General features: G+C 57.0%; 23 protein-coding genes and 1 riboswitch. Of the genes, 13 read left to right on the forward strand and 10 right to left on the reverse strand.

The annotated features are described in order from the left end of the window. Positions 1-33 precede the first annotated feature (33 nt). The gene (locus ACAM29_RS14260) at positions 34-1014 is read right to left on the reverse strand and encodes a TAXI family TRAP transporter solute-binding subunit (RefSeq protein ID WP_091827849.1); all 981 of its coding nucleotides are present in this window, start codon (positions 1012-1014) and stop codon (positions 34-36) included. Positions 1015-1227: 213 nt separating this feature from the next. Here ACAM29_RS14260 and pfkA point away from each other — a divergent pair, with 213 nt between their 5' ends. Together pfkA and ACAM29_RS14270 are read left to right on the forward strand one after the other, a co-directional pair. Further along, complete coding sequence (pfkA, locus tag ACAM29_RS14265) at positions 1228-2232, forward strand: 6-phosphofructokinase (protein ID WP_369624508.1); 1005 nt, start codon at positions 1228-1230, stop codon at positions 2230-2232. An 11-nt stretch (positions 2233-2243) separates the two neighbouring features. Beyond that, a complete protein-coding gene (locus ACAM29_RS14270; protein ID WP_091827851.1) occupies positions 2244-2849 on the forward strand; it encodes a DUF502 domain-containing protein in 606 nt (201 codons plus the stop codon). Here the strand turns inward: ACAM29_RS14270 and ACAM29_RS14275 are convergent. The 4 genes from ACAM29_RS14275 to ACAM29_RS14290 all read right to left on the reverse strand — a co-directional run bounded on the left by ACAM29_RS14275 (position 2846) and on the right by ACAM29_RS14290 (position 6412). Beyond that, positions 2846-3487 carry an MBL fold metallo-hydrolase gene (locus ACAM29_RS14275; protein ID WP_369624509.1) on the reverse strand — a complete coding sequence of 214 codons (642 nt, stop codon included), beginning with the start codon at positions 3485-3487 and terminating at the stop codon, positions 2846-2848. The two genes, ACAM29_RS14270 and ACAM29_RS14275, sit on opposite strands and share 4 nt — an antisense overlap. A 63-nt stretch (positions 3488-3550) precedes the next feature. Then, entirely contained in the window at positions 3551-5179 is a 1629-nt protein-coding gene (locus ACAM29_RS14280; protein ID WP_369624510.1) for a methyl-accepting chemotaxis protein, read from the reverse strand. A 132-nt stretch (positions 5180-5311) separates the two neighbouring features. Next, positions 5312-6205 carry a CHAD domain-containing protein gene (locus ACAM29_RS14285; RefSeq protein WP_369624511.1) on the reverse strand — a complete coding sequence of 298 codons (894 nt, stop codon included), beginning with the start codon at positions 6203-6205 and terminating at the stop codon, positions 5312-5314. A 15-nt stretch (positions 6206-6220) separates the two neighbouring features. After that, on the reverse strand, positions 6221-6412 hold the full coding sequence (locus tag ACAM29_RS14290) for a CPXCG motif-containing cysteine-rich protein (protein ID WP_206837575.1): 192 nt from the start codon (positions 6410-6412) through the stop codon (positions 6221-6223). A gap of 100 nt (positions 6413-6512) precedes the next feature. Next, positions 6513-6609, forward strand: a riboswitch (TPP riboswitch). A 57-nt stretch (positions 6610-6666) separates the two neighbouring features. Here ACAM29_RS14290 and thiD point away from each other — a divergent pair. The 7 genes from thiD to thiC are packed head-to-tail and all read left to right on the forward strand — an operon-like array spanning position 6667 to position 13314. Further along, positions 6667-7485, forward strand: coding sequence for a bifunctional hydroxymethylpyrimidine kinase/phosphomethylpyrimidine kinase (gene thiD, locus ACAM29_RS14295; RefSeq protein ID WP_369624512.1), 819 nt, complete (start codon positions 6667-6669; stop codon positions 7483-7485). Positions 7486-7488: 3 nt separating this feature from the next. Further along, positions 7489-8226 carry an ABC transporter ATP-binding protein gene (locus ACAM29_RS14300; protein ID WP_369624513.1) on the forward strand — a complete coding sequence of 246 codons (738 nt, stop codon included), beginning with the start codon at positions 7489-7491 and terminating at the stop codon, positions 8224-8226. Continuing rightward, the gene (locus ACAM29_RS14305; RefSeq protein ID WP_369625148.1) at positions 8226-8996 is read left to right on the forward strand and encodes an ABC transporter permease; all 771 of its coding nucleotides are present in this window, start codon (positions 8226-8228) and stop codon (positions 8994-8996) included. The genes ACAM29_RS14300 and ACAM29_RS14305 overlap by 1 nt, the downstream gene beginning before the upstream one ends. Continuing rightward, positions 8993-9925 (forward strand): ABC transporter substrate-binding protein, encoded by a 933-nt coding sequence (locus ACAM29_RS14310; protein ID WP_369624514.1) that lies wholly within the window; start codon positions 8993-8995, stop codon positions 9923-9925. The genes ACAM29_RS14305 and ACAM29_RS14310 overlap by 4 nt, the downstream gene beginning before the upstream one ends. A gap of 31 nt (positions 9926-9956) precedes the next feature. Then, positions 9957-10721: a TenA family protein gene (locus ACAM29_RS14315; protein ID WP_369624515.1), complete on the forward strand. Its 765-nt coding sequence runs from the start codon at positions 9957-9959 to the stop codon at positions 10719-10721. Positions 10722-10725: 4 nt separating this feature from the next. Beyond that, on the forward strand, positions 10726-11382 hold the full coding sequence (tenA, locus tag ACAM29_RS14320) for a thiaminase II (RefSeq protein ID WP_369625149.1): 657 nt from the start codon (positions 10726-10728) through the stop codon (positions 11380-11382). 42 nt (positions 11383-11424) lie between these two features. Beyond that, positions 11425-13314, forward strand: coding sequence for a phosphomethylpyrimidine synthase ThiC (gene thiC / locus ACAM29_RS14325; RefSeq protein WP_369624516.1), 1890 nt, complete (start codon positions 11425-11427; stop codon positions 13312-13314). Positions 13315-13341: 27 nt separating this feature from the next. Here thiC and ACAM29_RS14330 read toward each other — a convergent pair whose 3' ends face one another. After that, positions 13342-14043 carry a trans-aconitate 2-methyltransferase gene (locus ACAM29_RS14330; RefSeq protein ID WP_369624517.1) on the reverse strand — a complete coding sequence of 234 codons (702 nt, stop codon included), beginning with the start codon at positions 14041-14043 and terminating at the stop codon, positions 13342-13344. Positions 14044-14113: 70 nt separating this feature from the next. Further along, on the reverse strand, positions 14114-15193 hold the full coding sequence (locus ACAM29_RS14335) for a TRAP transporter substrate-binding protein (protein WP_369624518.1): 1080 nt from the start codon (positions 15191-15193) through the stop codon (positions 14114-14116). Between the two features lie 184 nt (positions 15194-15377). Between ACAM29_RS14335 and ACAM29_RS14340 the strand changes: the two genes are divergently transcribed. Next, on the forward strand, positions 15378-16280 hold the full coding sequence (locus tag ACAM29_RS14340; RefSeq protein WP_091827864.1) for an SIS domain-containing protein: 903 nt from the start codon (positions 15378-15380) through the stop codon (positions 16278-16280). Positions 16281-16447: 167 nt separating this feature from the next. Then, positions 16448-16657: a PA3496 family putative envelope integrity protein gene (locus ACAM29_RS14345; protein ID WP_091827865.1), complete on the forward strand. Its 210-nt coding sequence runs from the start codon at positions 16448-16450 to the stop codon at positions 16655-16657. Between the two features lie 46 nt (positions 16658-16703). Here the strand turns inward: ACAM29_RS14345 and ACAM29_RS14350 are convergent, their stop codons facing one another. Further along, positions 16704-18194 (reverse strand): FMN-binding glutamate synthase family protein, encoded by a 1491-nt coding sequence (locus tag ACAM29_RS14350; protein ID WP_206837602.1) that lies wholly within the window; start codon positions 18192-18194, stop codon positions 16704-16706. Between the two features lie 147 nt (positions 18195-18341). On the opposite strand from ACAM29_RS14350, the gene ACAM29_RS14355 reads away from it, so the two are divergent. After that, the gene (locus tag ACAM29_RS14355) at positions 18342-18965 is read left to right on the forward strand and encodes an alpha/beta hydrolase (protein WP_369624519.1); all 624 of its coding nucleotides are present in this window, start codon (positions 18342-18344) and stop codon (positions 18963-18965) included. 96 nt (positions 18966-19061) lie between these two features. Beyond that, positions 19062-19505: a YbaN family protein gene (locus tag ACAM29_RS14360; protein WP_354411909.1), complete on the forward strand. Its 444-nt coding sequence runs from the start codon at positions 19062-19064 to the stop codon at positions 19503-19505. 71 nt (positions 19506-19576) lie between these two features. On the opposite strand, the gene glmS is transcribed toward ACAM29_RS14360, so the two are convergent. Further along, positions 19577-21403, reverse strand: a complete 1827-nt coding sequence (glmS, locus tag ACAM29_RS14365) for a glutamine--fructose-6-phosphate transaminase (isomerizing) (protein ID WP_369624520.1) — start codon at positions 21401-21403, stop codon at positions 19577-19579. Between the two features lie 2 nt (positions 21404-21405). Next, entirely contained in the window at positions 21406-22773 is a 1368-nt protein-coding gene (gene glmU, locus ACAM29_RS14370; protein WP_369624521.1) for a bifunctional UDP-N-acetylglucosamine diphosphorylase/glucosamine-1-phosphate N-acetyltransferase GlmU, read from the reverse strand. Positions 22774-22790: the final 17 nt, after the last annotated feature.

Raw genomic sequence — 22790 nt, forward strand, 5'->3', positions numbered from 1 at the left:
GAGCAGGGGGAGTCGCCCCCCTGCTGCCGGTGCTTAAAGCAGGCCGGCTTCCTTGTAGTACTTCTCTGCACCCGGGTGCAGGGGTGCCGTCAAGGCATCTCGTACCATCTCTTCCTTGCTCAGGTTTTCAAAAGCAGGATGCAATTTGCGGAAGGTGTCGAAGTTCTCGAAAACCGCCTTGACCACATTATAAACCACATCATCAGGCACACTGGCAGAGCTTACAATCGTGGCACCCACACCGAAGGTTACAACATCATCAGGATTGCCCTGATACATGCCACCCGGAATCACAGCCTTGCGGTAGTAGCTGTTCTCATTCACCAACATGTCGATGGCCGCGTCATTCACTTCTACCAGATTGCTTTCACAGGAAGTGGTTGCCTCCTTGATTGCGCCGCTTGGGTGGCCAACAACGTAAACCATTGCATCAATTTTGTTGTCACACAGTGCACTGGCCTGCTCTGAAGCCTTCAGCTCAGATGCCAACGCAAAATCGCTGTTGGTCCAGCCCTTCGCCTTCATGATGACTTCGATGGTACCGCGCTGACCTGAACCCGGGTTGCCGATATTGACCCGCTTGCCCTTGAGGTCATTGAAGTTCTTGATACCAGCGTCGGCTCGCGCAACCACAGTGAACGGCTCGGGGTGAAGTGAAAAAACGGAGCGCAGATCCTTGTTTGCCCCCTGTTCGGCAAAGGCATCGGTGCCATTGTAGGCATGGAATTGCCAGTCGGACTGAGCTACACCCATGTCCAGCTCCCCGGCACGGATTGTATTCAGGTTATAAATGGAGCCACCCGTACTTTCGACCGAGCAGCGGATGCCATGCTCAGAACGGTCCTTGTTAACCAGACGGCAGATGGCACCACCTGTGGGATAGTAAACTCCCGTCACCCCGCCGGTACCAATGGTAATAAAGCTTTCCGCACTCGCCGTTGTTGGTGCGGTCAGCCCTGCAGCCATTACACCTGCCGCCATCGCGGCTGAGATCAGTGTTTTTTTCAACGCCATGTTCAACTCTCCTGTTTGATCGGAAATCTGCGGTCACGCACCCGTGCCGGGTCGGACTCAGAGCTTTCAGTATTGGCCAGCATTGAGCGGGCATCAACCTGCAACCGATTTTTTTTACTGCAAAAACCGTAAGATGGATCGCTTCTACTTCTATCACGATAACGCAATAATTCAGTTATAGTGTCAGCATGCCCACTTACCAGGGAGTCGCTTATGTACAGTCTGCCTGATCTTGAACCCATCCGTGATTTCGACGCTATTGCGGTGCTGACCAGCGGTGGAGACTCGCCCGGCATGAACCCGGCCGTTCGAGGCGTCGTGCGAGCGGCCCTGAACAGCGGCGTACAGGTATACGGTATTCAAAAGGGGTACAGTGGCCTGGTAGCCGGAGACCTGCGCGTGATGACATCGTCCTCTGTCCGTAACATCGTACAGCGCGGTGGCACCATTTTGAAAAGTGACCGCTGTGAGGCGTTCAAGGACCCGGAGATACGGCAGCAGGCCGCAGCCAACCTGAAAAATGCCGGAATAGGTGCGCTGATCGTAATTGGTGGGGATGGCTCGCTGACGGGGGCTCATCTACTGGCTGAAGAGAGTGACATTGCCGTTATCGGACTTCCTGGCACCATCGACAACGATATCTTCGGTACGGAAGACACCATTGGCTTTGATACCGCCGTCAATACCGCCCTGGATGCCATTGATAAGATCCGTGATACCGCCTCGTCGCATGAGCGTTACTTTCTGGTAGAGGTCATGGGCCGAAACTCCGGCTTCCTGGCCACTCATGTAGGTATTGCCGCCGGTGCCGAGATGGTGATTGTGCCGGAGTACCAGGTAAATATCGAAGAACTGGGGCGCCAGCTATGTGGAAATCGCCGAACAGGCAAGGGTTCCAGCGGCATTATTGTTGTAGCAGAGGGACGTGAGCCCGGCCTTACCTACAGGCTGGCTCAGCAGCTGCAGCAGCAGGGCGAAGACCCAAGGGTCTGCATTCTCGGCCATATTCAGCGCGGAGGGCATCCGAGTGGGCATGATCGGGTACTGGCTTCTGGACTGGGTGCCATGGCCGTAAGCTATCTGCTGGCGGGTTATAACGACATTATGGTAGGCGTGTCCGAAGGTGCCATACTGGATATTCCTCTCGATAGCGTAATCCGTTATCGCAAGGGACTTGACCCGCAACTGTTCGAACTGGCGCTGCTGTTGCACAAATAGAAGGGATATCCATGAACACTCTGATTCGGCTGTTTTTCAAGGGATTGCTGGTACTGCTGCCGGCCGTTATCACCTTTTATCTGGTATATGCCATTTTCATGGCCCTGAACAACACCCTGTTCTCGGCGCTTGGCCGACTGTTTCATCAGTTGCTGCCCCAGCTCGAGCCTGGCTGGCCCACCACTCTTCTGGCTATCGCCTCGACACTGACACTGATCACGGTAGTGGGCATACTGGCCAATAACTACCTTGGCCGTTATCTGGTCAGGCGATTTGAGCAACTGATGAAGCGGATACCGCTGGTGAAGCTGCTCTATAACGCTGTAGGAGATCTGTTCAACGCACTGTTGGGTGAGGACAAGCGCTTCAACAAGCCAGTACTGGTTTGCTTGAGCGAAGAAGCCGGTGTGCGTGTTGCCGGATTCATCACAGCTGAGGATTTATCACACTGGGGGTTGAATGAAGAGGTAGCTGTTTACCTGCCACAATCATACAACTTTGCCGGAAACCTGATTATCGTCCCTGCCAACCGGGTTACAGCTCTGGACCAGCCGGCCGGGGACGTTACCACCTTTATCGTCAGCGGTGGTGTTTCCTCAAAGAGTCGGGAACATTAGCCAAACCGACTGGCAATGAACGGATTGGTCAGCCGCTCCTGACCGAAGGTCGATATGGGACCGTGCCCGGGTATGAAACGTATTTCATCGCCCAATGGCAAAAGCTTTTCCTTGATCGAGCGGATAAGGGTGGCATGATCACCCCGCGGGAAGTCCGTGCGGCCAATGGAGCCCTGAAACAGAACATCACCCACCAGTGCCAGTGACGAGTCTGCGTGGTAAAACACGACGTGACCAGGCGTATGTCCCGGGCAGTGTATCACCTGCAGTTCAACCTCACCGAAGTTGACACGATCACCCTCTTCCAGCCAACGGTCCGGCGTGAACACATCCACATTCGGAAAACCGAACATCTGACTCTGCTTGGGCAATCCCTCAATCCAGAACTCATCCTCGTGACCCGGCCCTTCAATGGTCAGACCCAACTCATGAGACAGCGCAGCGGTTCCACCAGCATGGTCTATATGAGCGTGAGTCAGCAGAATCTTTTCCAGCGTTACCCCTTCTTCGGCAATGGCAGCCTTGATAAGGGGCAGGTCTCCGCCGGGATCGACCACGGCTGCCTTGCCGGTCTGCTCACACCAGAGCAGAGTACAGTTCTGCTGGAACGGGGTTACCGGGATGATGCGATATTTCATAATTCTCCGCGCATGTTCAGACATTTCGCCCCAGTATATCCCCCTGTTGCCAACAGGCCCAGATCAGGTACTGAAGCGATTGATCTGTTGCTGCAGACTGCGTGACAGCTGCTGCAGCTGTTCACCACTGGCTGCCACTGTATTCGCAGCCGCAACCGTGCTTTCAGAAGCTTGGGTGATACGCAGCAGATTGGAGTTCATCTCTTCCGATACCTGACTTTGCTCTTCGGCCGCCGCTGCCACCTGTACGCCCATGTCACGAATGAGCGCCATCTGTTCCACGATACGGCTCAGCTCCTTGCCCGCATGCTGGGCTGTTGTGACACTGGCATCCGCACGCTCCTTGGAACGCTCCATCACTTCAACAGCCCGCTGAGCAGCCGAGCGCAAACGATCGTTCATGCTGCGAATCTCTTCGGTAGAGCCCTGGGTCCGCTGCGCCAGCTGGCGGACTTCATCAGCCACCACCGCAAAGCCTCGGCCGGACTCACCGGCGCGAGCCGCCTCAATCGCCGCATTCAGCGCCAGCAGGTTGGTCTGTTCGGAAATGGCCTGGATCTGGCCCAACACCTGGCCGATCTGAACCGTGTCACCTTCCAGAGCCTGAATCACCTCAGCCGCTGCATCAACTTCGCGAGCAAGCGCCTGAATACGCTCAACGGTATCTTCAACATCATGATTGCCTTCATCGGCTTCATGATCGGCACTTTCAATCGCCGCCGACGTTTCACCGGCACTGCGGGCGACCTCATGCACACTGGCGGCCATCTCGTTCATGGCGGTGGAGAGCAGCTCAGCTTCCTGCGCCTGTGCATCCAGCGCCGCGCTGGTTTCCTCGGCACTGCGGGCCAACTCTTCAGCGCTGGCTGATACCTGGGTCGCCGAGCCGGCAATCTGGTGTACCAGATCCTGGAACACGCCCAGAGTTTCATCGATACGCCGACCCACCTTGCCCAGCTCATCCCGGCTGGTCAGTTCGGTACGCACCCGAAGATCACCATTGGCAGCACGCTTCATCACGTCACTGATAATATCAAGAGGCATTATTATCGTGCGCCCGATAGGAATCGCACACAGTATCAGAAGGGCCAGGGCAACGAGCAGCTGAAGGCTAAGGTGTATGAGGTCTTCCATGAACGCCGCATTCAAGTCATCCATATATACCCCTGTGCCAATCACCCAACCCCAGGGCTCAAAGGATTTGGCCAGCGTCAGCTTGGGTTGAGGCTCGGTACTGCCGGCCTTGGGCCAAAGATAACTAAATGCCTCTACCTTTTTTCCACCGCCGATCATCGCTGCCATCTGCGCAAATACAGGTACCCCATCCGGGGTTCTTGCTGATTTCAGATTACGACCTGCCTGAGACGTATCGCCCCCATGTACCAGAATGTCGGCGTTGGCATTGAGAACAAAGAAATACTCATTGCCGGCATAGCGCATGTTTTCCAACAGAGTACGTGCCTGCTGCCGCGCCTCATCGCTGCTCAGCTCGCCCGCAGCTACCCGTGCCTGCAAGGAAGCTGTCAGACTCAAGGTAGTGTCCAGTAATGAATTCAGCTGGGCTTCACGCTCCTGCTGAAGTGAGTGGCGCATATCCAGCAGTGCTGTCGAAGTTAGAAACAGCAACATAAAACCGGCAATACCGATCAACAGCCATAATTTGGCACGAACTCTGAGGTTTTTGAAAAACATGGGGGCCTACCTGCTTAATTCATAATTTGCGCAACTTTCGTCGCCTAATGCGCACAGATTAACATAGTGTCTATCGAGGTAAAGATCCTTTAAATCATATGCTTATATGAATACTGCCTAATCTTTAAACACCTAATGCTTCCAGCGCCGATACAACTGTTTTGCCCTCTTGCGAGCCCGCTTTGCGTAAATCTCGTCGGTAAGGGTATCAATCTCGGCAAGCGCTTTTAGGCGGATTGCCTTAATGCCTGTGCTCACCTGATCCAGATCCTCTTGCCAAAAACAGGCACGAGCCTCTTCCATCTGTACAGTCAGTACATCCAGGTCATGCAGTCGTCCCAGAGCACTTCCGAGCGCTTTAACCTGGCTAATCCATTTGGGAGCGGTTTCATCCAGCAACCAACCACTTTGGAACAATAGTAACTTGACCCACTTCCTCCAGCGGTGCATCGGCTCCATGGCATGCTTTTGCAGTGCTTCGTGGGAAAGGCTACTGCCCTTGCGGCAGGTTTGCTTCAGCCCTTTGTGCAGATGTCGTTTACTCATTGAACTCAGATCAACGGCCACAATAGCCTGCTCCAGCCTCAGCAGTGTCTGCACAACCTGCAACAATGCCGGTTCATTCACTGTCACATGTCCAAGTACCTGCACCAACCCCGGCAACAATCGTTGGCGAACATCCGGCGGGAGGTCTGCACTCACCCAATCCAGCGTTTCCTTCATGACCTGCGCATCGCGACTGGAGGCAAGCGGCTTGGCCAGTCCCTTGCTCAAACGCTCGAGCCTGCTGTAGTCCGTGGTTTTCAGCCCAGGCTTCAGCAGACGCCAGAGCGCACGCAGGCGCTTACTGTCCACACGTGTCTGGTGCACGATCTCGTTCAGTGATTCGGTATCGGCATCAGCCCGCAGCGCAAGTCGGTCACACATACTGGTTAGCAATTGCAGAGCACTGCAGCGTATTTCAACGTCCAGCGGTTGACTCGACTCCAGCAGTCTCTGCCGGCTTTTTTCAATTTCTGGTTGCATAACGACTCCCTGTTACTAGCCACCCTCACGCTCAACGCTAACCTCGGGGCGCTCTTGATCACCTACGCTGACCTGAACCTGAATCGGGCTGCAACAGACTGGACAATCTTCTGTGTATTCCTGCTCAGGCTCCGTCACTTCGATCATCAGACTGATCGGCTCACCGCACCAGGGGCACAACAGATCGACATTTTCCAGCGGATTCATGGCATCTACTCCTGCTCAAAAGGTGCCGGCCTGACCTGAAAGCAGCCGGCATCTGGTTACAGCATAGACAGTGGTAGCGCTTGTGCCTAAACTAGCCACAGATTCTTGGTCGGGGTGCCCACACTGGATGGGCTGAGATGAGACCCGCTGAACCTGATCCGGCTTGTACCGGCGTAGGAAATCGAGATGACCGTTACTATCACTCCATGCATGCCCATGGCTGGTGCGGTTTTCTCCCGTACTGGAGCATCCGCATGACACACGCACACACACCCATCGCTCTCACTATCGCCGGCTCCGACAGCGGCGGCGGTGCCGGTATTCAAGCGGATCTGAAGACTTTTTCAGCACTTGGCGTATTTGGCACCTCGGTGATCACCGCCCTGACGGCACAAAACACCCGTGAAGTTCGTGCCATCCACGACGTTCCACCCGCCTTTATCGCCGATCAGCTTAATACCGTGCTGGACGATATCCACATCGATGCGATCAAGATCGGCATGCTCAGCCGTCCGGAAACCATTACAACCATCGCGACTATTCTGCGTGACCGTGGCCTTCGCAATATCGTGCTTGACCCAGTCATGGTCGCCAAAAGCGGCGACAAGCTGCTGGCAGACGAGTCAGTTGAGGCGCTGCGCAGCGAGTTGCTGCCGCTGGCGACCCTGATCACCCCCAACCTTCCGGAGTCAGCCGTATTATTGGGCGCACCGGAAGCGACCGATACGGATGCAATGCTGACACAGGCCAGAGAGCTGCTGGCAATGGGCCCTCAGGCGGTACTGGTCAAGGGCGGCCACCTGACCGACTCGGCAAGTGACGACAGCGCCGATCTGCTGCTGATGGACGGGCAGACCCACTGGCTGCCGGCCAAACGCATCCCCACCGCCAACACCCACGGTACCGGCTGCACTCTTTCCTCCGCGATTGCCGCCGGATTGGCCAGGGGGCGGGATATGCACACTGCCGTGGCCGAAGCCAAGACTTATATCACAGCAGCCATCACGGCAGCCGATCGGCTACAGGTGGGTTCAGGGCACGGCCCAACTCATCACTTCCACGCCTGGTGGTGAGCCTTGGATATTGAACTTCGTCAAGCCAGCCTGAACTGGCAGCAGCACTGCGTATTCAGCGACCTGAATCTGACACTGCCAAGTGGGCAGTGGACCTGCATTCTGGGCCAGTCCGGTGTCGGCAAAAGTTCCTTGCTGCAGCTGCTCTGCGGCATTGCCGACGAGGCCAGCATCAGTGGCGAGATTCACTGCAGTGATGGCCTGCCGCTGGCTGGCCGCGTGGCCTGGATGTCCCAGCAGGATCTGCTGCTGCCCTGGCTGAATCTTCAAGACAACGTGCTGCTTGGCGCCAGGCTGCAGCAGGGCCGCAAACCCTCAGGCGAACAGCGTGAACTGGCCGGATATTTGCTGCAGCAGGTGGGTCTGAACGATCGAGCCACTGCCCTGCCGGGGCAGCTGTCCGGCGGTCAGCGCCAGCGTGTGGCACTGGCCCGCACCCTGTTTCAGGATCAGCCTCTGGTCTGCATGGATGAGCCTTTCTCTGCACTGGATGCGATCAACCGGCTCAAACTGCAGGACCTGGCCGTCGAGTTGCTGGCCGATCGAACCGTGCTGATGATCACCCATGATCCGCTGGAAGCCCTGCGCATGTCGGATCGTGTCCTGGTACTGCAGGGCTCCCCAGCACGCTTGTCGGACCCGATAGTGCCGATTGGAAGCACACCCAGACCGGTCACCGACCCTGCCCTGCTTGAGCTGCAGGCACAGCTGCTTGAGCTGCTGATGGAGGGTGCCGCATGATGCAGGTTCTGCGTCCACTGATCATCACCACCGGGTTGCTGCTGATCTGGCAACTGATTGTCGGGCTGACCGATGCCCCCACATTCATTTTGCCCGGCCCCCTGCGCGTGCTAGAAACTCTGTTCAGTCAGTTTCCGCTGCTGATGAAGCACGCCGGTGTCACCCTGATCGAGATTTTGCTGGGCCTGATGCTCGGCGTGCTGCTGGGACTGGCCAGTGCCCTTTCACTGGTGACCTGGGGCGGCCTGCGCCGCTGGCTGCTGCCGGTTTTGGTGGTCAGCCAAGCGATCCCGGTATTTGCACTGGCGCCGGTTTTGATGCTCTGGCTTGGCTACGGCATGGCCTCCAAGGTCGCCATGGCCACATTAATCATCTACTTCCCCGTGACCGCCGCCTGCTTTGATGGCCTGCGTCAAACGCCCATTGGTTACCTGCAGCTGGCACGTACCCTCGGCGCCAGTCGCCGTACCCAGCTGTTGCAGATCCGCCTGCCTGCGGCCCTGCCCGCACTTGGATCCGGCCTGCGGGTCGCCGCATCGGTCGCCCCCATTGGTGCCATCGTCGGTGAGTGGGTCGGCTCTTCCAGTGGGCTGGGCTATCTGATGCTGAATGCCAATGCGCGCATGCAGGTAGACCTGATGTTCGCGGCCCTGCTGGTCCTCGCCGTAATGGCGCTTGGACTCTATTTTTCCGTCAACCTGATCGCACGGCGGCTCACCCCTTGGGTGAGTGAATCCACGTCGTCCACACCCCGAGGTGATTCCCGATGAAACGATTGACTGCATTGCTCTGTGGCTGCCTGTTCTCGACCCAGCTGCTGGCGGCCGACAAGGTCGAGCTTCTGCTCGACTGGTTCATCAACCCTGATCACGGCCCGCTGATCATTGCACAACAGAACGGCTACTTTGCCGAGCAGGGACTGGAGGTGAATCTGGTGGAGCCTGCCGACCCGTCGATGCCATCCAAGCTGGTTGCCGCCGGCAAGGCCGACATGGCGCTGACCTACCAGCCGCAGCTGCACGTGATGGTCGGTGAAGCACTGCCACTGACCCGCATCGGCACCCTGATCGCCACACCGCTGAACTCGCTGGTGGTTCTGGATCAGGGCCCGATCAAGACCCTGGCCGACCTCAAGGGCAAGAAGGTGGGTTACTCGGTGGGCGGCTACGAGGAAGCGCTGATGCGCGCCATGCTCAAGCCGCACGGCCTGACCCTGAACGATATCGAGATGGTCAACGTCAACTGGTCGCTGTCGCCGTCCCTGATTACCGGCAAGGTCGATGCGGTGATCGGCGCCTACCGCAACTTCGAACTGAACCAGATGGATATCGAGGGCCATCCGGGCCGCGCCTTCTACGTAGAAGAGGAAGGCGTCCCCGCCTATGACGAGCTGGTACTGGTGATCAACAACCAGGATCGGGGTGACAAACGCTTCGCCCGTGTGATGGCCGCACTGGAACAGGCGACCCAGTACATCGTCAACCACCCGGATGACGCCTGGAAAGCCTTCGTCAGCTACAAGCCAGACGAGCTCAACACCGAACTCAACCGTCGCGCCTGGGCCGACACCCTGAGTCGTTTCGCGCTGCGTCCGGCAGCACTGGATAAGGCCCGCTACCAGCGCGTCGGCGCTTTCATGCAGGAACAGGGCTTGGCCAAGAGCAATCCGCCGGTGGCCGACTACGCCATCGTGCCCTGAACACCCACATGGACAGCCTTGAGCGACCAATATGGACAGCTTTGAGCCAAACAAAATGGAAAGCCCGATGACCTTTGCCGATTACCGCCAACAGCACCCACAGCAGCCGCTGAGCGAACAGCTGCGCGGCTACGCCGAAACCGACTGGAACCGGGCGGTGAACCATGCGTTCACCGACGCGCTGGGCGATGACCGCCTGGCCGACGAGGTCTATGCCCGCTACCTGGTGCAGGACTACGCCTTCATCGACACCCTGGTCAACCTGGTCGCACGCACCCTCGCCAACGCCCCGGCGATGCCGCCAAAATCCGTGCTGGCCGGCTTCCTGGCGGCGCTGACCAGCGACGAGAACACCTATTTCCTGCGTTCCTTCGAAGCACTGGGGCTGAGCGAGGCCGATTACCTGAACCCGGCATTGCACCCGGTCAGCCGGGCGATCATCGACACCATGAAGGCGTCCGAAGTCAGCTACGAACGCGCCATCATCTGCCTCTGCGTCGCCGAATGGTCCTATTTGAGCTGGTCGCAGCAACAGGCGAAAAAGCCGCGCGGCAGCCGTTTCTATCTGCAGGAATGGATCGACATCCATGTGCTGCCCGAGTTCGAGCAGTTCGTCGCCTGGCTGCGCGGCCAGGTGGACAGCTTTACCGACCGCAATGACGCCACGCTGGAGGAACTGGCCAGGCTGTTCCGCCAGATGTGCGTGCTGGAACACCAGTTCTTCAGCGCCAGCCTCGACCCCGCAGCCGTAACCGAACAGGAGGTACCCCGTGTCTGCAAACGTATCTGCGAATAAGTCACTGTACGACCATCTCAAAACCCGGTGTGCCGATGACTGGAACGCCTATATCCAGCACGACTTCGTGCGCCAGCTGGGACAGGGAACCTTGCCCAAGGAATGTTTCCAGCACTATCTGAAGCAGGATTACCTGTTTTTGATCCAGTTCAGCCGTGCCTGGGGTCTGGCCGTATTCAAAAGCGAGGACCTGGACAGCATGCGCTACGCCCAGGCCGGTCTCAACGCCATGCTGGATACCGAAATCGGGTTGCATGTCGACTACTGCCGCGACTGGGGCATCAGCGAAAAACAGTTACAGGCGTTGCCGGAAGCCTCGGCCACAGTAGCCTACACCCGCTATGTACTGGATGCAGGATTCGCCGGCGATCTGCTCGACCTGCACGTGGCGCTGGCGCCCTGCATCATCGGCTATGCCGAAATCGCCAACTGGCTGACCGAACAGCCGGATACCCTCCGCGAAGGCAACCCGTACAACGCCTGGATCGAGATGTACCTGAGCGAGGAATATCAGCAGGCGGCCGCCACCGAACGTGAGCTGCTGGACAGGCTGGGGCAGGATCTTCCCGCCAGCCGTCTGACCGCACTGGAACAGCGCTTTAGCACCGCCACCCGCATGGAAGTCAGTTTCTGGCAGATGGGCCTGGATCTGGCCGATTAAGCCCCCTGACACGCACAAAAAACGATAAAACCGGAGAGTGAGATGAGTACCCAACAGCCGAGTTCAATGCCCCTCAACCAGAGTGCACAGGTCGACAGGGACTCCGTGCAGCCCTTCCCGAAGTCCCGCAAGGTCTATGTTGAAGGCAGCCGCCCCGATATCCGCGTGCCGATGCGCGAAATCACCCTGGACGATACACCGACCGACATGGGCGGCGAAAAGAACGATCCGCTGTATGTCTACGACACTTCAGGCCCCTACACCGATCCGGACGCCTGCATCGACGTGCGCAAGGGCCTGGCACCGCTGCGTGAAAACTGGATTCTGGAACGTGACGACACCGAGCAGCTGGACGGACTGACCTCCGAATATGGCCGCGCCCGTGCCGCCGACCTGCGTCTGGACGAACTGCGCTTCGAGCTCACTCGCAAACCCCGTCGTGCCAAACCCGGAAGAAACGTGACCCAGCTGCACTACGCACGTCAGGGTATTATCACCCCGGAGATGGAATACATCGCCATCCGCGAGAACATGAAACTGGCCAAGGCCAGAGCGGAAGGCAACGTGGTTGCCGAGCAGCACCCGGGCCACAACTTCGGCGCCTATCTGCCGGAAGAGATCACGCCGGAGTTCGTACGCCAGGAAGTGGCTGAAGGCCGTGCCATCATCCCGTGCAACATCAACCACCCGGAACTGGAGCCGATGATCATCGGCCGCAACTTCCTGGTGAAGATCAACGGCAACATCGGCAACTCTGCGGTGACCTCTTCCATCGAGGAAGAAGTGGAGAAGATGACCTGGGGCACGCGCTGGGGCGCGGACACCATCATGGACCTGTCCACCGGCAAGAATATCCACGAGACCCGTGAATGGATCCTGCGCAACTCGCCGGTTCCCATCGGTACCGTGCCGATCTACCAAGCGCTGGAGAAGGTTAACGGCATCGCCGAAGACCTGAACTGGGAAGTATTCCGCGACACCCTGATCGAGCAGGCGGAACAGGGCGTGGACTACTTCACCATTCACGCAGGCGTGCTGCTGCGCTATGTGCCGCTGACCGCCAAGCGCATGACCGGCATTGTCTCCCGTGGAGGCTCCATCATGGCGAAGTGGTGTCTTGCGCACCATGAGGAAAACTTCCTCTACACCCACTTCGAAGAGATCTGCGAAATCTGCAAGGCCTACGACGTGGCCTTCTCACTCGGCGACGGCCTGCGTCCGGGCTCGGTTTACGACGCCAACGACGCGGCCCAGTTTGCCGAGCTGGAAACCCTGGGCGAGCTGACCAAAATCGCCTGGCAGCACGATGTGCAGGTGATGATCGAAGGCCCGGGCCACGTGCCGATGCACATGATCAAGGAGAACATGGACAAGCAGCTGAAGGAGTGCCACGAAGCGCCCTTCTATACACTGGGCCCATTGACCACCGATATCGCCCCGGGCTACGACCACATCACCTCAGGTATCGGCGCGGCGATGATCGGCTGGTACGGCTGTGCCATGCTCTGCTACGTGACGCCGAAGGAGCACCTGGGCCTGCCCAACAAGGATGACGTCAAGACCGGTATCATCACCTACAAGATCGCGGCGCATGCGGCCGATTTGGCGAAAGGTCATCCCGGCGCGCAGATCCGCGACAACGCCATGTCCAAGGCGCGCTTCGAATTCCGCTGGGAAGACCAGTTCAACATCGGTCTGGACCCGGACACTGCCCGTGCCTACCACGATGAAACATTGCCGAAGGAATCCGCCAAGGTGGCCCACTTCTGCTCCATGTGCGGACCCAAGTTCTGCTCCATGAAGATCTCTCAGGAGGTTCGTGAGCTGGACGATGCGCAGGTCGCGGCGATCAATGCCCAGGCGGAACAGGGCATGAAGCAGAAGTCGGAAGAGTTCAAGGACAGCGGCGCCGAGATCTATCACAAGGTGTGACAGCTGCTCGGCGGCGGTGCGTCAGGCCTATAAAGGCCTACGCGCCGCGATCTGCACCGCTCGCCCGCTGCGGATCGATTCATCCGCCAGCACTTCGTAGCCGGTCAGGCTCAGCAGCGCCAGCAAGTCATAGTCGTGATAGCGGTTGTGTTCGAAGTAATCCTCAAACAGGGCAGCCATCGCCTTGGCGTCCTGTTTTTCATCCAGTCGATCCTGACCAAATTTATGGGTCAGAAAACTGCCCAGCGGCTGGCGCACCATATCAACCAGAATCAGTACGCCACCTGGCTTAAGCCAGCCATGCAGTTGCTGCAACAGCACCAGCGGCTGGTGTAGCTCGTGAAACAGGCGATTGGCCAGCACCGCATCTATGGATTCGGCTTCAAACAGATCGGCTGGCGGGTCATTCAAATCAGCCACACGGATGCTGAAGTCATAATCGTCATCGCAAGCCTGCTCCAGCATGTAAGGGGCTGCTTCAACCCCAACCAGATCCAGCTCGGGGCCGCTCAAGGACAGATCTCGCAGAAACAGCCCCGGGCCACATCCCAGGTCTACCACCCGGCTGCCACGGGACAAAACAGGCTCTGCATGCTCTGCCCAGAAGCGGCGGAACAGGTCATCATGGTTGCGCGCATGTCCCTCCAGGGTTCGCTGAGCCGCCACAGAACCATCACCACCGTGGTGACGAGTCAAATAGTCCCTGAGGGTTTGAAGTTGATCCGACATTGATATCTCCCAAAAAACAAGGCCGGACAGTGCCCGGCCTTGAATCCTCTTCAGTGCAGCAGACTGCAGATCAGCTCAGCGAACGGCCATTGATATAGGCCTGCTCAGCTACAGCCGTCCATTTTTCAACCTGAGCCCGATAGGCCACGAAGGAGTCATACACTTTCTTGGTGATGGCATCCTTCTGCGCCTCTTCCGCCACCACTTCATCAGAGATTTCACGCAGCTTGCGCATCACGTCGTCCGGGAAGTTGCGCAGCTCGACGCCGTGCTCGTTCACGAGCTGTTCCAGCGCACGGTTGTTCTTCACCATGGATTCGGCCAGCATATCCTGGTTGGCTACCCGCAGGGCCGCACGCACAATTGCCTGCAGATCATCGGGCAGAGCCTCAAACGCTTCCTTGTTGATGAAGCATTCCAGCGTGGTGCCCGGCTCATGCCAGCCCGGGTAGTAATAGTATTTAGCTGCCTTGTGCAGACCGAACGCCAAATCGTTGTACGGACCAACCCACTCGGTAGCATCAATGGCACCAGACTGCAGTGACGGGAATATTTCACCGCCGGGCAGCAGTACCGGAGTACCACCAGCACGCTTGAGCACCTCGCCGCCCAGGCCTGGGATACGCATCTTCAGGCCCTTGAGATCCTCAACGCTGTTGATCTCCTTGTTGAACCAGCCGCCCATCTGCACACCGGTGTTACCGGCAGCTCCGGCAACCAGGCCAAACTGGTCATACACTTCCTGCCACAGCTCCATGCCACCACCGTGGTAGAGCCAGCCGTTCATCTCCTGAGCCGTCAGACCAAAGGGTACGGCAGAGAAAAACTGAGCGGCCGTACTCTTGCCCTTCCAGTAATAGGCGGCACCATGACCCATTTCCGCCGTACCGCGGGAGACGGCATCAAAGATCTCCAATGCCCCGACCAGCTCACCGGCACCATACACCTTCACTTCGATGCGGCCATTGGTCATCTGCTTGATCATGTCGGCCAGATGGTTGGCACCCGTGCCCAGGCCCGGGAAGTTTTTCGGCCAGGTGGTGACCATCTTCCATTTGTATTCCGGCGCGGCCATCGCCTTACCGGATACCAGGGTACCTGCTGCGACTGTAGCGGCTCCAGCACCCTGAATGAATTGTCTGCGTTTCACGGCTCTTGTTCCTTATGCTTTATAATTTGTTGTTAAGCGTGGATAACGTTTTTGAAATTAGCATGCTCTCATACAGGCTGCAATTACCTGAATGCAGGCCAGAACAGCACTTGAGCAGCATTGGGCCGATACCGTTTTCGTTGTTATACTCCTGACCTTCTGCTGATAATCGGATGTGACGGAGATGAACTCCTTCAACCTGCTCAAATCAATTGCTGAAGCCCGCTCTGACCTGCGCAAGTCTGAGCAGAAAGTGGCTGACTATGTGCTGGCCAACCCCAATGACGTAATTCACATGCGTATTGTTGATCTGGCATCCGAAGCACAAGTCAGTGAACCGACCGTAGTACGCTTCTGTCGTGCGCTGGATTACGATGGCTTTCAGGACTTCAAGCTGACACTGGCCCAGGGTCTCGCCAGCAACGCCAGCTATGAACAGTTCTCGCTCGATTCCAAAGACACAGTGATCGAGTTTAAGCAGAAGATCTTCGACTCCATGATCGGCAACTTGATCAATATCCGCGATCAGCTTGATCCCGGCACCCTGGAAGAGGCGATCGACTGTCTGGCAAAGGCAAACCGGGTCGAGTTTTACGGTTTCGGGGCATCGGCACCAGTCTGTGCCGATGCCCAGCACAAGTTTTATAGGCTGATGGTATCGGCAGCCGCCTATTCCGACCCTCACATGCAGACCATTTCGGCCCTGACGCTTGGTGAAGGTGATGCCGTTGTAGCCATTTCCCAGACTGGCCGTACCAAGGATCTGCTGCATACCGTCAAACTGGTGAAGGACAAGGGCGCAACCGTGATTACCCTCTGTCCGGGCAACACCCCCCTTGCCGATCTGGCAACCATTCCCATTCATGTCGATGTGGAAGAGGACAAGGATCTAAGCACGCTGATGTCCTCTCGCGTCGTACACTTGGTCATCATTGATGTCCTGGCCGTTGGCGTGGCCATGAAACTGGGACCGGTACTGTTGGACCACCTCAAGACCATCAAACGCAGCCTGCGCAGCCTGCGCCAGAACGACAAGCGGATTCCCACCCTGCGCCGCGGATCAGACAGCGAGGATGACGGCGAATAGAGCCGTCATTCATCTCACTGCAACACGAAGCCTCTACCCTGATGCATACCGGTGATTTGAAATTCGGCGCCGGTTAGGGTAAATAAAAAACTCCTGGAGTGTTTGCTGTCATCGGACAGACACCTTCTGTCTCCCGATAGCGGCAACCCTGAGATCGGAGAGAGGCTATGCTGATACGGAAAGAACAGGATCTGGACCCGATTCAGACTGAGGTTTTCGACATCATGGTTGGATACGATGTTGAACAGAAAATCCGGCGCAAGCAACACGCGACCAAACGCCTGCTTGAGGCCCGAAGAGCCATTGAGCGTCATCAGGAGGAAAAGGAGCTGATGACCTGGCTTGACCGCGAATCCTGGTTCGACGACGAACGCTGAACCAATAGTGAAGCAAGCTTGATTGCTGGCTTCACTCTTTCCGCTCTCAGGAGCGGGGGTAGAGGATATTCAACGGTACCGACCCACCACCATCGACCACGACGGCGGCATGCTCACGTGTCAGCTGACGAGGTTCTGATACACCGCAGGCATGGGCAATCATTTCGACTTCATGCACCAGGTTGTGGTGAAAGTTGGCTACCCGTTCTGCCTTTACATCCGGTACCAGCCCTTTGTGCAGTTTGGGGTTGTGAGTGGTAATGCCGGTGGGGCAGCTGTTTTTGTTGCACTGCAATGCCTGAATACAGCCCAGCGCAAACATGAAACCACGTGCAGTCACAACAAAGTCAGCCCCCAGACAGATTGCTGCCGCCACATCGGTCGGGTTGATCAACTTGCCCGATGCGATCACCCGCACCCGGTTGCGCAGGTTATGCTGAATGAGTTTATTGACCAGCAGCGGAAGACTCTCGCGCAGTGGCAGGCCAACGCTGTCCATCAGCGGCATGGGCGCTGCCCCGGTGCCGCCGTCAGCACTGTCCAGGGTAATGAAATCCGGTGCCGACTCACTGCCTCGATTTGACACGGCTTCACAGAATGCATCCAGCCAATCCGTACTGCCCAGCACCAGCTTGAAGCCAACCGGTTTTCCGGTCACTTCACGCACATGTGCAATAAAATCCAGCAGGTCATCAATACTGGATATTTCCGGGTGGCGATTGGGGCTGATCGAGGCCTGCCCTTCCGGAATGCCACGCGCCTCGGCAATCTCGGCTGTCACCTTGTCGCCCGGCAATATGCCGCCCTTGCCCGGCTTGGCACCTTGGCTCAGCTTGATTTCGAACATTTTGACCTGTTCAATCGCGGCTATTTTCGCCAGGCGCGCATCGTCAAGCCGTCCCTGTTCATTCCTGACGCCGTACTTGGCAGTGCCAATCTGAAATACGATATCGCAGCCACCGGTCAGGTGATGCTTCGACAGGGCGCCTTCACCGGTATTCATCCAGCAACCCGCTTTTGCTGCTCCCATCGACAATGCCTGTACCGCAGGTGCCGACAGAGCACCAAAACTCATGCCCGAAATATTGAGAAAGGATGGCGCATCGTAGGGCTGCCGGCAGTAGGGCCCAATCCGCATCGGTTGTGTACTGGCCGCATCTTCACTCAGTGTCGGAAACGGGCAGTTCAGGAAGTAGTAAGTCCCCGGCTTGCGCAGATCCCGTGTCGAACCAAAGGCCACCGTATTATCAATATTTTTCGCCGCCCGATAGACCCAGGAACGCTGGGCACGATTGAACGGCATCTCTTCACGGTCCATGGCAAAAAAATACTGACGCAAAAATTCGCCCAGTGTTTCGAACAGGTAGCGAAATCGCCCCAACAAGGGATAGTTGCGCCGTATGGTATGTGCCGTCTGGCGCTTGTCTATCTGATACATAATCACGCCAACAATAAGCAGGACAACAATCAGCAACAGCACGACAACACCAATAAGCGCAATAAAGTCGATCGCCAGCATGAAGATGGTTTCGTTCATTTCAGTCCCTGTCAGCCTGGTTGATGCCACCTATCCTACCGCTCAGCCGGAGGAACAGCCATGGTCCGGTAGCGCAAAAGGCGGTCTTTCCTCCATTTCACTGAAGGGTTAAGCTGACACGAACAGATGGATGGAGCCACTGCCGTTATGCACGTACAAAAAGTTGTGGTGTTGCACGGTCTCTACATGTCAGGACTGGTGATGCGCCCTTTATGCAAGCGCCTGCATAAACAGGGTTATCAGACACTCAACCTGACCTACAACACACTGTCGCCCGATCTGGATACGATCTGCACTCGAATCGATCAGTTTATCGACAACGAGCCCACCGCTTTCGTCTGCCATTCCATGGGAGGTTTGATTGCACGGCGCTACCTTGAACGCAACAGCAAACAGAGCCACTGGGTCGACTCGGTCATTACGCTGGGCACCCCTCACAAGGGCAGTCACCTGGCCCGTGAGATTCATGATTCCAGGTTCAAGGGGATGCTTAAAAACAGCATCGAATATTTGTTGGCCGACAATCATCACTGGCCCTTTAAAGCCCGGCTATACAGTATCGCCGGCGACTTGCCTGTGGGGCTGATGCCTTTGCTGAGCAGGGATTCGATATCCGACGGGACCGTCCTGATTGATGAAACCCGTGTCACCGGCATGACCGAACACAAGGTATTTCCCCTCACTCACACCAGCCTGATTTACTCACGTCGGGTACTGAATTACATCGTTGAAACACTGCAACGACCAACCTCGACTGTGGCTGATGATTGAGTTGAGCTATGGCAAGCAGCGGGCTTTTAAATTGTCTTTTCGGTGAGTATTGGCCCATTATCCATACTGTATGGTCAAGAATACGGAGCCTCACTCATGCCTTCAGTCAGGCGACAGACACAATCTGAAATGATCAGCCCCCCATTGCGTTGGGGCTGGTTACTGCTGACTTGGGTCTGTATTGCCCTGGCCTTGATCGGCGCCCTGTTGCCGGGATTGCCCACCACCATCTTCGTACTGGTCGCCGCCTGGAGTGCTTCGCGCTGCTCACCCCGCCTGCGCGGCTGGTTGGAACAACATCGACTGCTTGGCCCATGTCTGCACAACTGGGAACAGGGTGGCTTTATCGATCGACGCACCAAATGGACCGCCAGTATCGGCATGTTTGTGGCACTTTGTATCGTACTAATCAGTATCCGCCACCCTGTATTGCTTCTGAGCATTCTGGTTTTCATCACCATCGGCGCAGTCGTTGTCTGGTCACGACCCGAGCCGGTTATGCACGAGTTAAAGCGGAACGACCACCGCGACTCAACATGAGAGACCCACACTTCGCGGATACAAAAATGCCCTGCACTGCAGGGCATTTTTCATTGTGACACAGGTATCTCTTATTCCACCGTAACCGATTTGGCCAGATTGCGTGGCTGATCCACATCCGTACCCTTGAGTACGGCAACGTGGTATGACAGCAATTGCAATGGCAATGTAAAGGCTATCGGATCCAGTATGGCTGGCATCTCGGGAAGATGGATCACATGCACACCATCCTCTGGCTGGATGCTTTGCTCGCAACCGGCAAACACAAACAGCTCACCGCCTCGGGCACGTACTTCCTGTAGATTGGCCTTGAGCTTGTCCAGCATGCCATTGCGAGGCGCCACCGCGATGACCGGCATCTCCTTATCCACCAGCGCCAGCGGACCATGCTTGAGTTCACCAGCCGGGTAGGCCTCGGCATGAATGTAAGAGATCTCTTTCAGCTTGAGAGCTCCCTCCATTGCCACCGGATAAAGACTGTTACGACCAAGAAACAATGCATGGTGCTTTTCGGCAAAGTGCGTCGACATCTGCTCAATCGCACCATCCAGCTGCAGCAGCTGTTGCAGCAGTTCAGGCAATTGCTGCAGGGCTGCGATCAGCTCGGCTTCACGCTCAGCGGTCAGGCTGTGACGACGCCCCAACGCAATGGTGGTCAACATCAGGGCAACCAGCTGGGAGGTAAATGCCTTGGTAGACGCCACCCCGATTTCAGGGCCGGCATTGGTCATCAGGCTAAGATCAGACTCGCGCACCAGTGAACTGCCCGGCACATTGCAGATTGCCAGTGTGGCCAGCACACGTTGTTTTACTTCACGCAGTGCCGCCAGGGTATCGGCCGTTTCACCAGACTGGGACAGGGTCAACAGCAGAGTCCCCTCAGGCAACACTACCGGGCGGTAACGGAATTCACTGGCCACTTCAACCATACAGGGGATGCCCACTAGGTCTTCGATCCAGTATTTGGCTACCATCCCAGCATGGTAGCTGGTACCGCAGGCCACGATCTGCACCTGTTTCACCTGATCAAACACTGCACTTGCGCCACTGCCAAACGCCTGCTCCAACAAGTGGCCCGAGGCGGTGCGCCCTTCCAGTACCGCCTGCATAACCCGCGGTTGCTCGTAAATTTCCTTGAGCATGAAATGGCGAAACTCGCCCTTATCGGCATTGCCCAGGCCATGCTCGAAGGTGGTCACAGCACGTTCGACCACGTCTCCACTGGCATCAAATACCTGAATGCGCTCAACCTCCAGCACCGCGATATCACCATCTTCAAGGAACATGAAGCGGTCGGTGACCGGCAGCAGTGCAAGCTGGTCGGAGGCGATGAAATTTTCGCCAATGCCAACCCCAATCACCAGCGGGCTGCCCTTGCGCGCGGTCAGCAGTTGCTCCGGGCTATCGGCATGAATCACGCCCAGTGCAAAAGCGCCTTCCAGATAACTCAACGTCTGGCGCAATCCATCCACTAAGGTCAGACCTTGTTTGAGCTCGCGATCCAGAAGGTGGGCAACCACTTCGGTATCGGTTTCCGAGGTGAAGACATAGCCCTGCTGCTGCAGCTCACGTTTGAGCGGCTCGAAGTTTTCGATAATGCCGTTGTGTACCACCGCCAGACGCTCGCCGGACATGTGCGGGTGGGCATTCTGTTCCGATGGTTTGCCGTGGGTCGCCCAACGGGTGTGGGCGATACCCAGATGCCCGGCCAGCGGCTGCTTCTCACAAGCCTCAGCAAGCGCCTGTACTTTACCAATACGGCGCAGGCGGCTGATCTGACCATGGTCCAGCACCGCCATACCGGCTGAGTCATAACCACGGTACTCAAGGCGACGCAGACCTTCCAGCAGAATTCCGGCCACGGAGCGCGCCGCAATGGCGCCTACAATTCCACACATGCTCAGGATCCTTTCTTCTGCGGGCGCGCCCAGTTATCAATATTGACCTGCTTGCCACGGGCCACCGCCAGCTGGTTGTCAGTCACGGTTTTGGTCACGGTAGAGCCAGCGCCGATGGTTGCACCAGCCCCAATATCGACCGGTGCCACCAGCGAGCTGTTGGAGCCGATAAAGGCACCATCGCCGATGCGGGTAAGGGACTTGTTAACACCATCATAGTTGCAGGTAATGGTACCGGCTCCGACATTAACCTCTCGACCGATCTCAGCATCGCCGATATAGGTCAGGTGGTTGATCTTGGAGCCCTCTCCAATACGAGCCTTCTTGGTTTCTACAAAATTGCCTATCTTGCCGCCTTTGGCCAATTCGGTACCTGGACGCAGCCGAGCAAAGGGGCCGATCTGCGCATTGTCACCCACAGTAGTGCCATCAATCATCGAATTGGCTTCTATACGACAACCTGCCCCAATCACCGCATTACGGATCAGGCAGTTGGGGCCAATTTCAACACCATCACCCAGCAGCACCTCGCCTTCGAACACCGCGTTGATATCGATCAGCACGTCACGACCGGTTTTCAGCACACCACGGATATCAATACGGGCAGGGTCGGCTAAGGTCACGCCTTCAGCCATCAGCATTTCGGCCTGCTGCTGCTGGAACCAGCGCTCCAGCTGAGCCAGTTGCAGACGATTATTGACGCCCTGTACCTCCTGCTCGGCTTTCGGCTGGATGGCGCGCACTCGCATGCCTTCTTCTGCCGCCATGGCGATCACATCGGTGAGGTAGTATTCGCCCTGAGCGTTATTCGCAGACAGACGCGGTAGCCACTCATGCAGCGCTGCAGACGGCAACGCCAGAATACCGGTGTTCACCTCACGGGTCAGCTTTTGCTGTTCGCTGGCATCCTTGTGTTCAACAATGGCCACCACATCGCCAACTGCATTGCGAATGATTCGACCATATCCGGCTGGGTCTTCAAGATTCACTGTCAGCAGCCCAAGGTCGCCCTGTGAAGCAATATCTGTCAGCTGCTGCAGCGTTTCAGGACGCGTCAGTGGTACATCGCCATACAGGATCAGTACAATCGAGTCGTTGCCGATCTGCGGCATCGCCTGAGCCACGGCATGGCCTGTCCCAAGCTGCTCATGCTGCCAGACAAGATTCACTGCCTGACCCTTCATTGCCTGTTCAACCTGCTCACCGCCGTGTCCAATCACCACATGCAGCGCTTCAGCCTGAAGTGCCCGGGCACGATCAATAACATGCTGCAACATCGGCTTTCCTGCCAGTCGGTGCATCACTTTCGGCAACGCCGATTTCATGCGACTGCCCTGTCCGGCAGCCAGAATCACTACATCCGTTTTCATCATCCACAACTTGTCTG

The organism is Marinobacterium sp. BA1, from assembly GCF_041155135.1.
Lineage (GTDB): Bacteria > Pseudomonadota > Gammaproteobacteria > Pseudomonadales > Balneatricaceae > Marinobacterium > Marinobacterium iners.

What these genes read in the sequence shown, in the direction of transcription:
- thiC (WP_369624516.1), top strand. Translation starts at nt 11,425, where the DNA reads ATGAGTACCCAACAGCCGAGTTCAATGCCCCTCAACCAGAGTGCACAG.
- ACAM29_RS14340 (WP_091827864.1), top strand. Translation starts at nt 15,378, where the DNA reads ATGAACTCCTTCAACCTGCTCAAATCAATTGCTGAAGCCCGCTCTGAC.
- ACAM29_RS14260 (WP_091827849.1), bottom strand. Translation starts at nt 1,014, where the DNA reads ATGGCGTTGAAAAAAACACTGATCTCAGCCGCGATGGCGGCAGGTGTA.
- ACAM29_RS14305 (WP_369625148.1), top strand. Translation starts at nt 8,226, where the DNA reads ATGCAGGTTCTGCGTCCACTGATCATCACCACCGGGTTGCTGCTGATC.
- ACAM29_RS14270 (WP_091827851.1), top strand. Translation starts at nt 2,244, where the DNA reads ATGAACACTCTGATTCGGCTGTTTTTCAAGGGATTGCTGGTACTGCTG.
- pfkA (WP_369624508.1), top strand. Translation starts at nt 1,228, where the DNA reads ATGTACAGTCTGCCTGATCTTGAACCCATCCGTGATTTCGACGCTATT.
- ACAM29_RS14345 (WP_091827865.1), top strand. Translation starts at nt 16,448, where the DNA reads ATGCTGATACGGAAAGAACAGGATCTGGACCCGATTCAGACTGAGGTT.
- ACAM29_RS14350 (WP_206837602.1), bottom strand. Translation starts at nt 18,194, where the DNA reads ATGAACGAAACCATCTTCATGCTGGCGATCGACTTTATTGCGCTTATT.
- glmU (WP_369624521.1), bottom strand. Translation starts at nt 22,773, where the DNA reads ATGAAAACGGATGTAGTGATTCTGGCTGCCGGACAGGGCAGTCGCATG.
- ACAM29_RS14360 (WP_354411909.1), top strand. Translation starts at nt 19,062, where the DNA reads ATGCCTTCAGTCAGGCGACAGACACAATCTGAAATGATCAGCCCCCCA.
- ACAM29_RS14315 (WP_369624515.1), top strand. Translation starts at nt 9,957, where the DNA reads ATGGACAGCTTTGAGCCAAACAAAATGGAAAGCCCGATGACCTTTGCC.
- ACAM29_RS14280 (WP_369624510.1), bottom strand. Translation starts at nt 5,179, where the DNA reads ATGTTTTTCAAAAACCTCAGAGTTCGTGCCAAATTATGGCTGTTGATC.
- ACAM29_RS14330 (WP_369624517.1), bottom strand. Translation starts at nt 14,043, where the DNA reads ATGTCGGATCAACTTCAAACCCTCAGGGACTATTTGACTCGTCACCAC.
- ACAM29_RS14355 (WP_369624519.1), top strand. Translation starts at nt 18,342, where the DNA reads ATGCACGTACAAAAAGTTGTGGTGTTGCACGGTCTCTACATGTCAGGA.
- ACAM29_RS14310 (WP_369624514.1), top strand. Translation starts at nt 8,993, where the DNA reads ATGAAACGATTGACTGCATTGCTCTGTGGCTGCCTGTTCTCGACCCAG.
- thiD (WP_369624512.1), top strand. Translation starts at nt 6,667, where the DNA reads ATGACACACGCACACACACCCATCGCTCTCACTATCGCCGGCTCCGAC.
- glmS (WP_369624520.1), bottom strand. Translation starts at nt 21,403, where the DNA reads ATGTGTGGAATTGTAGGCGCCATTGCGGCGCGCTCCGTGGCCGGAATT.
- ACAM29_RS14275 (WP_369624509.1), bottom strand. Translation starts at nt 3,487, where the DNA reads ATGAAATATCGCATCATCCCGGTAACCCCGTTCCAGCAGAACTGTACT.
- ACAM29_RS14285 (WP_369624511.1), bottom strand. Translation starts at nt 6,205, where the DNA reads ATGCAACCAGAAATTGAAAAAAGCCGGCAGAGACTGCTGGAGTCGAGT.
- ACAM29_RS14290 (WP_206837575.1), bottom strand. Translation starts at nt 6,412, where the DNA reads ATGAATCCGCTGGAAAATGTCGATCTGTTGTGCCCCTGGTGCGGTGAG.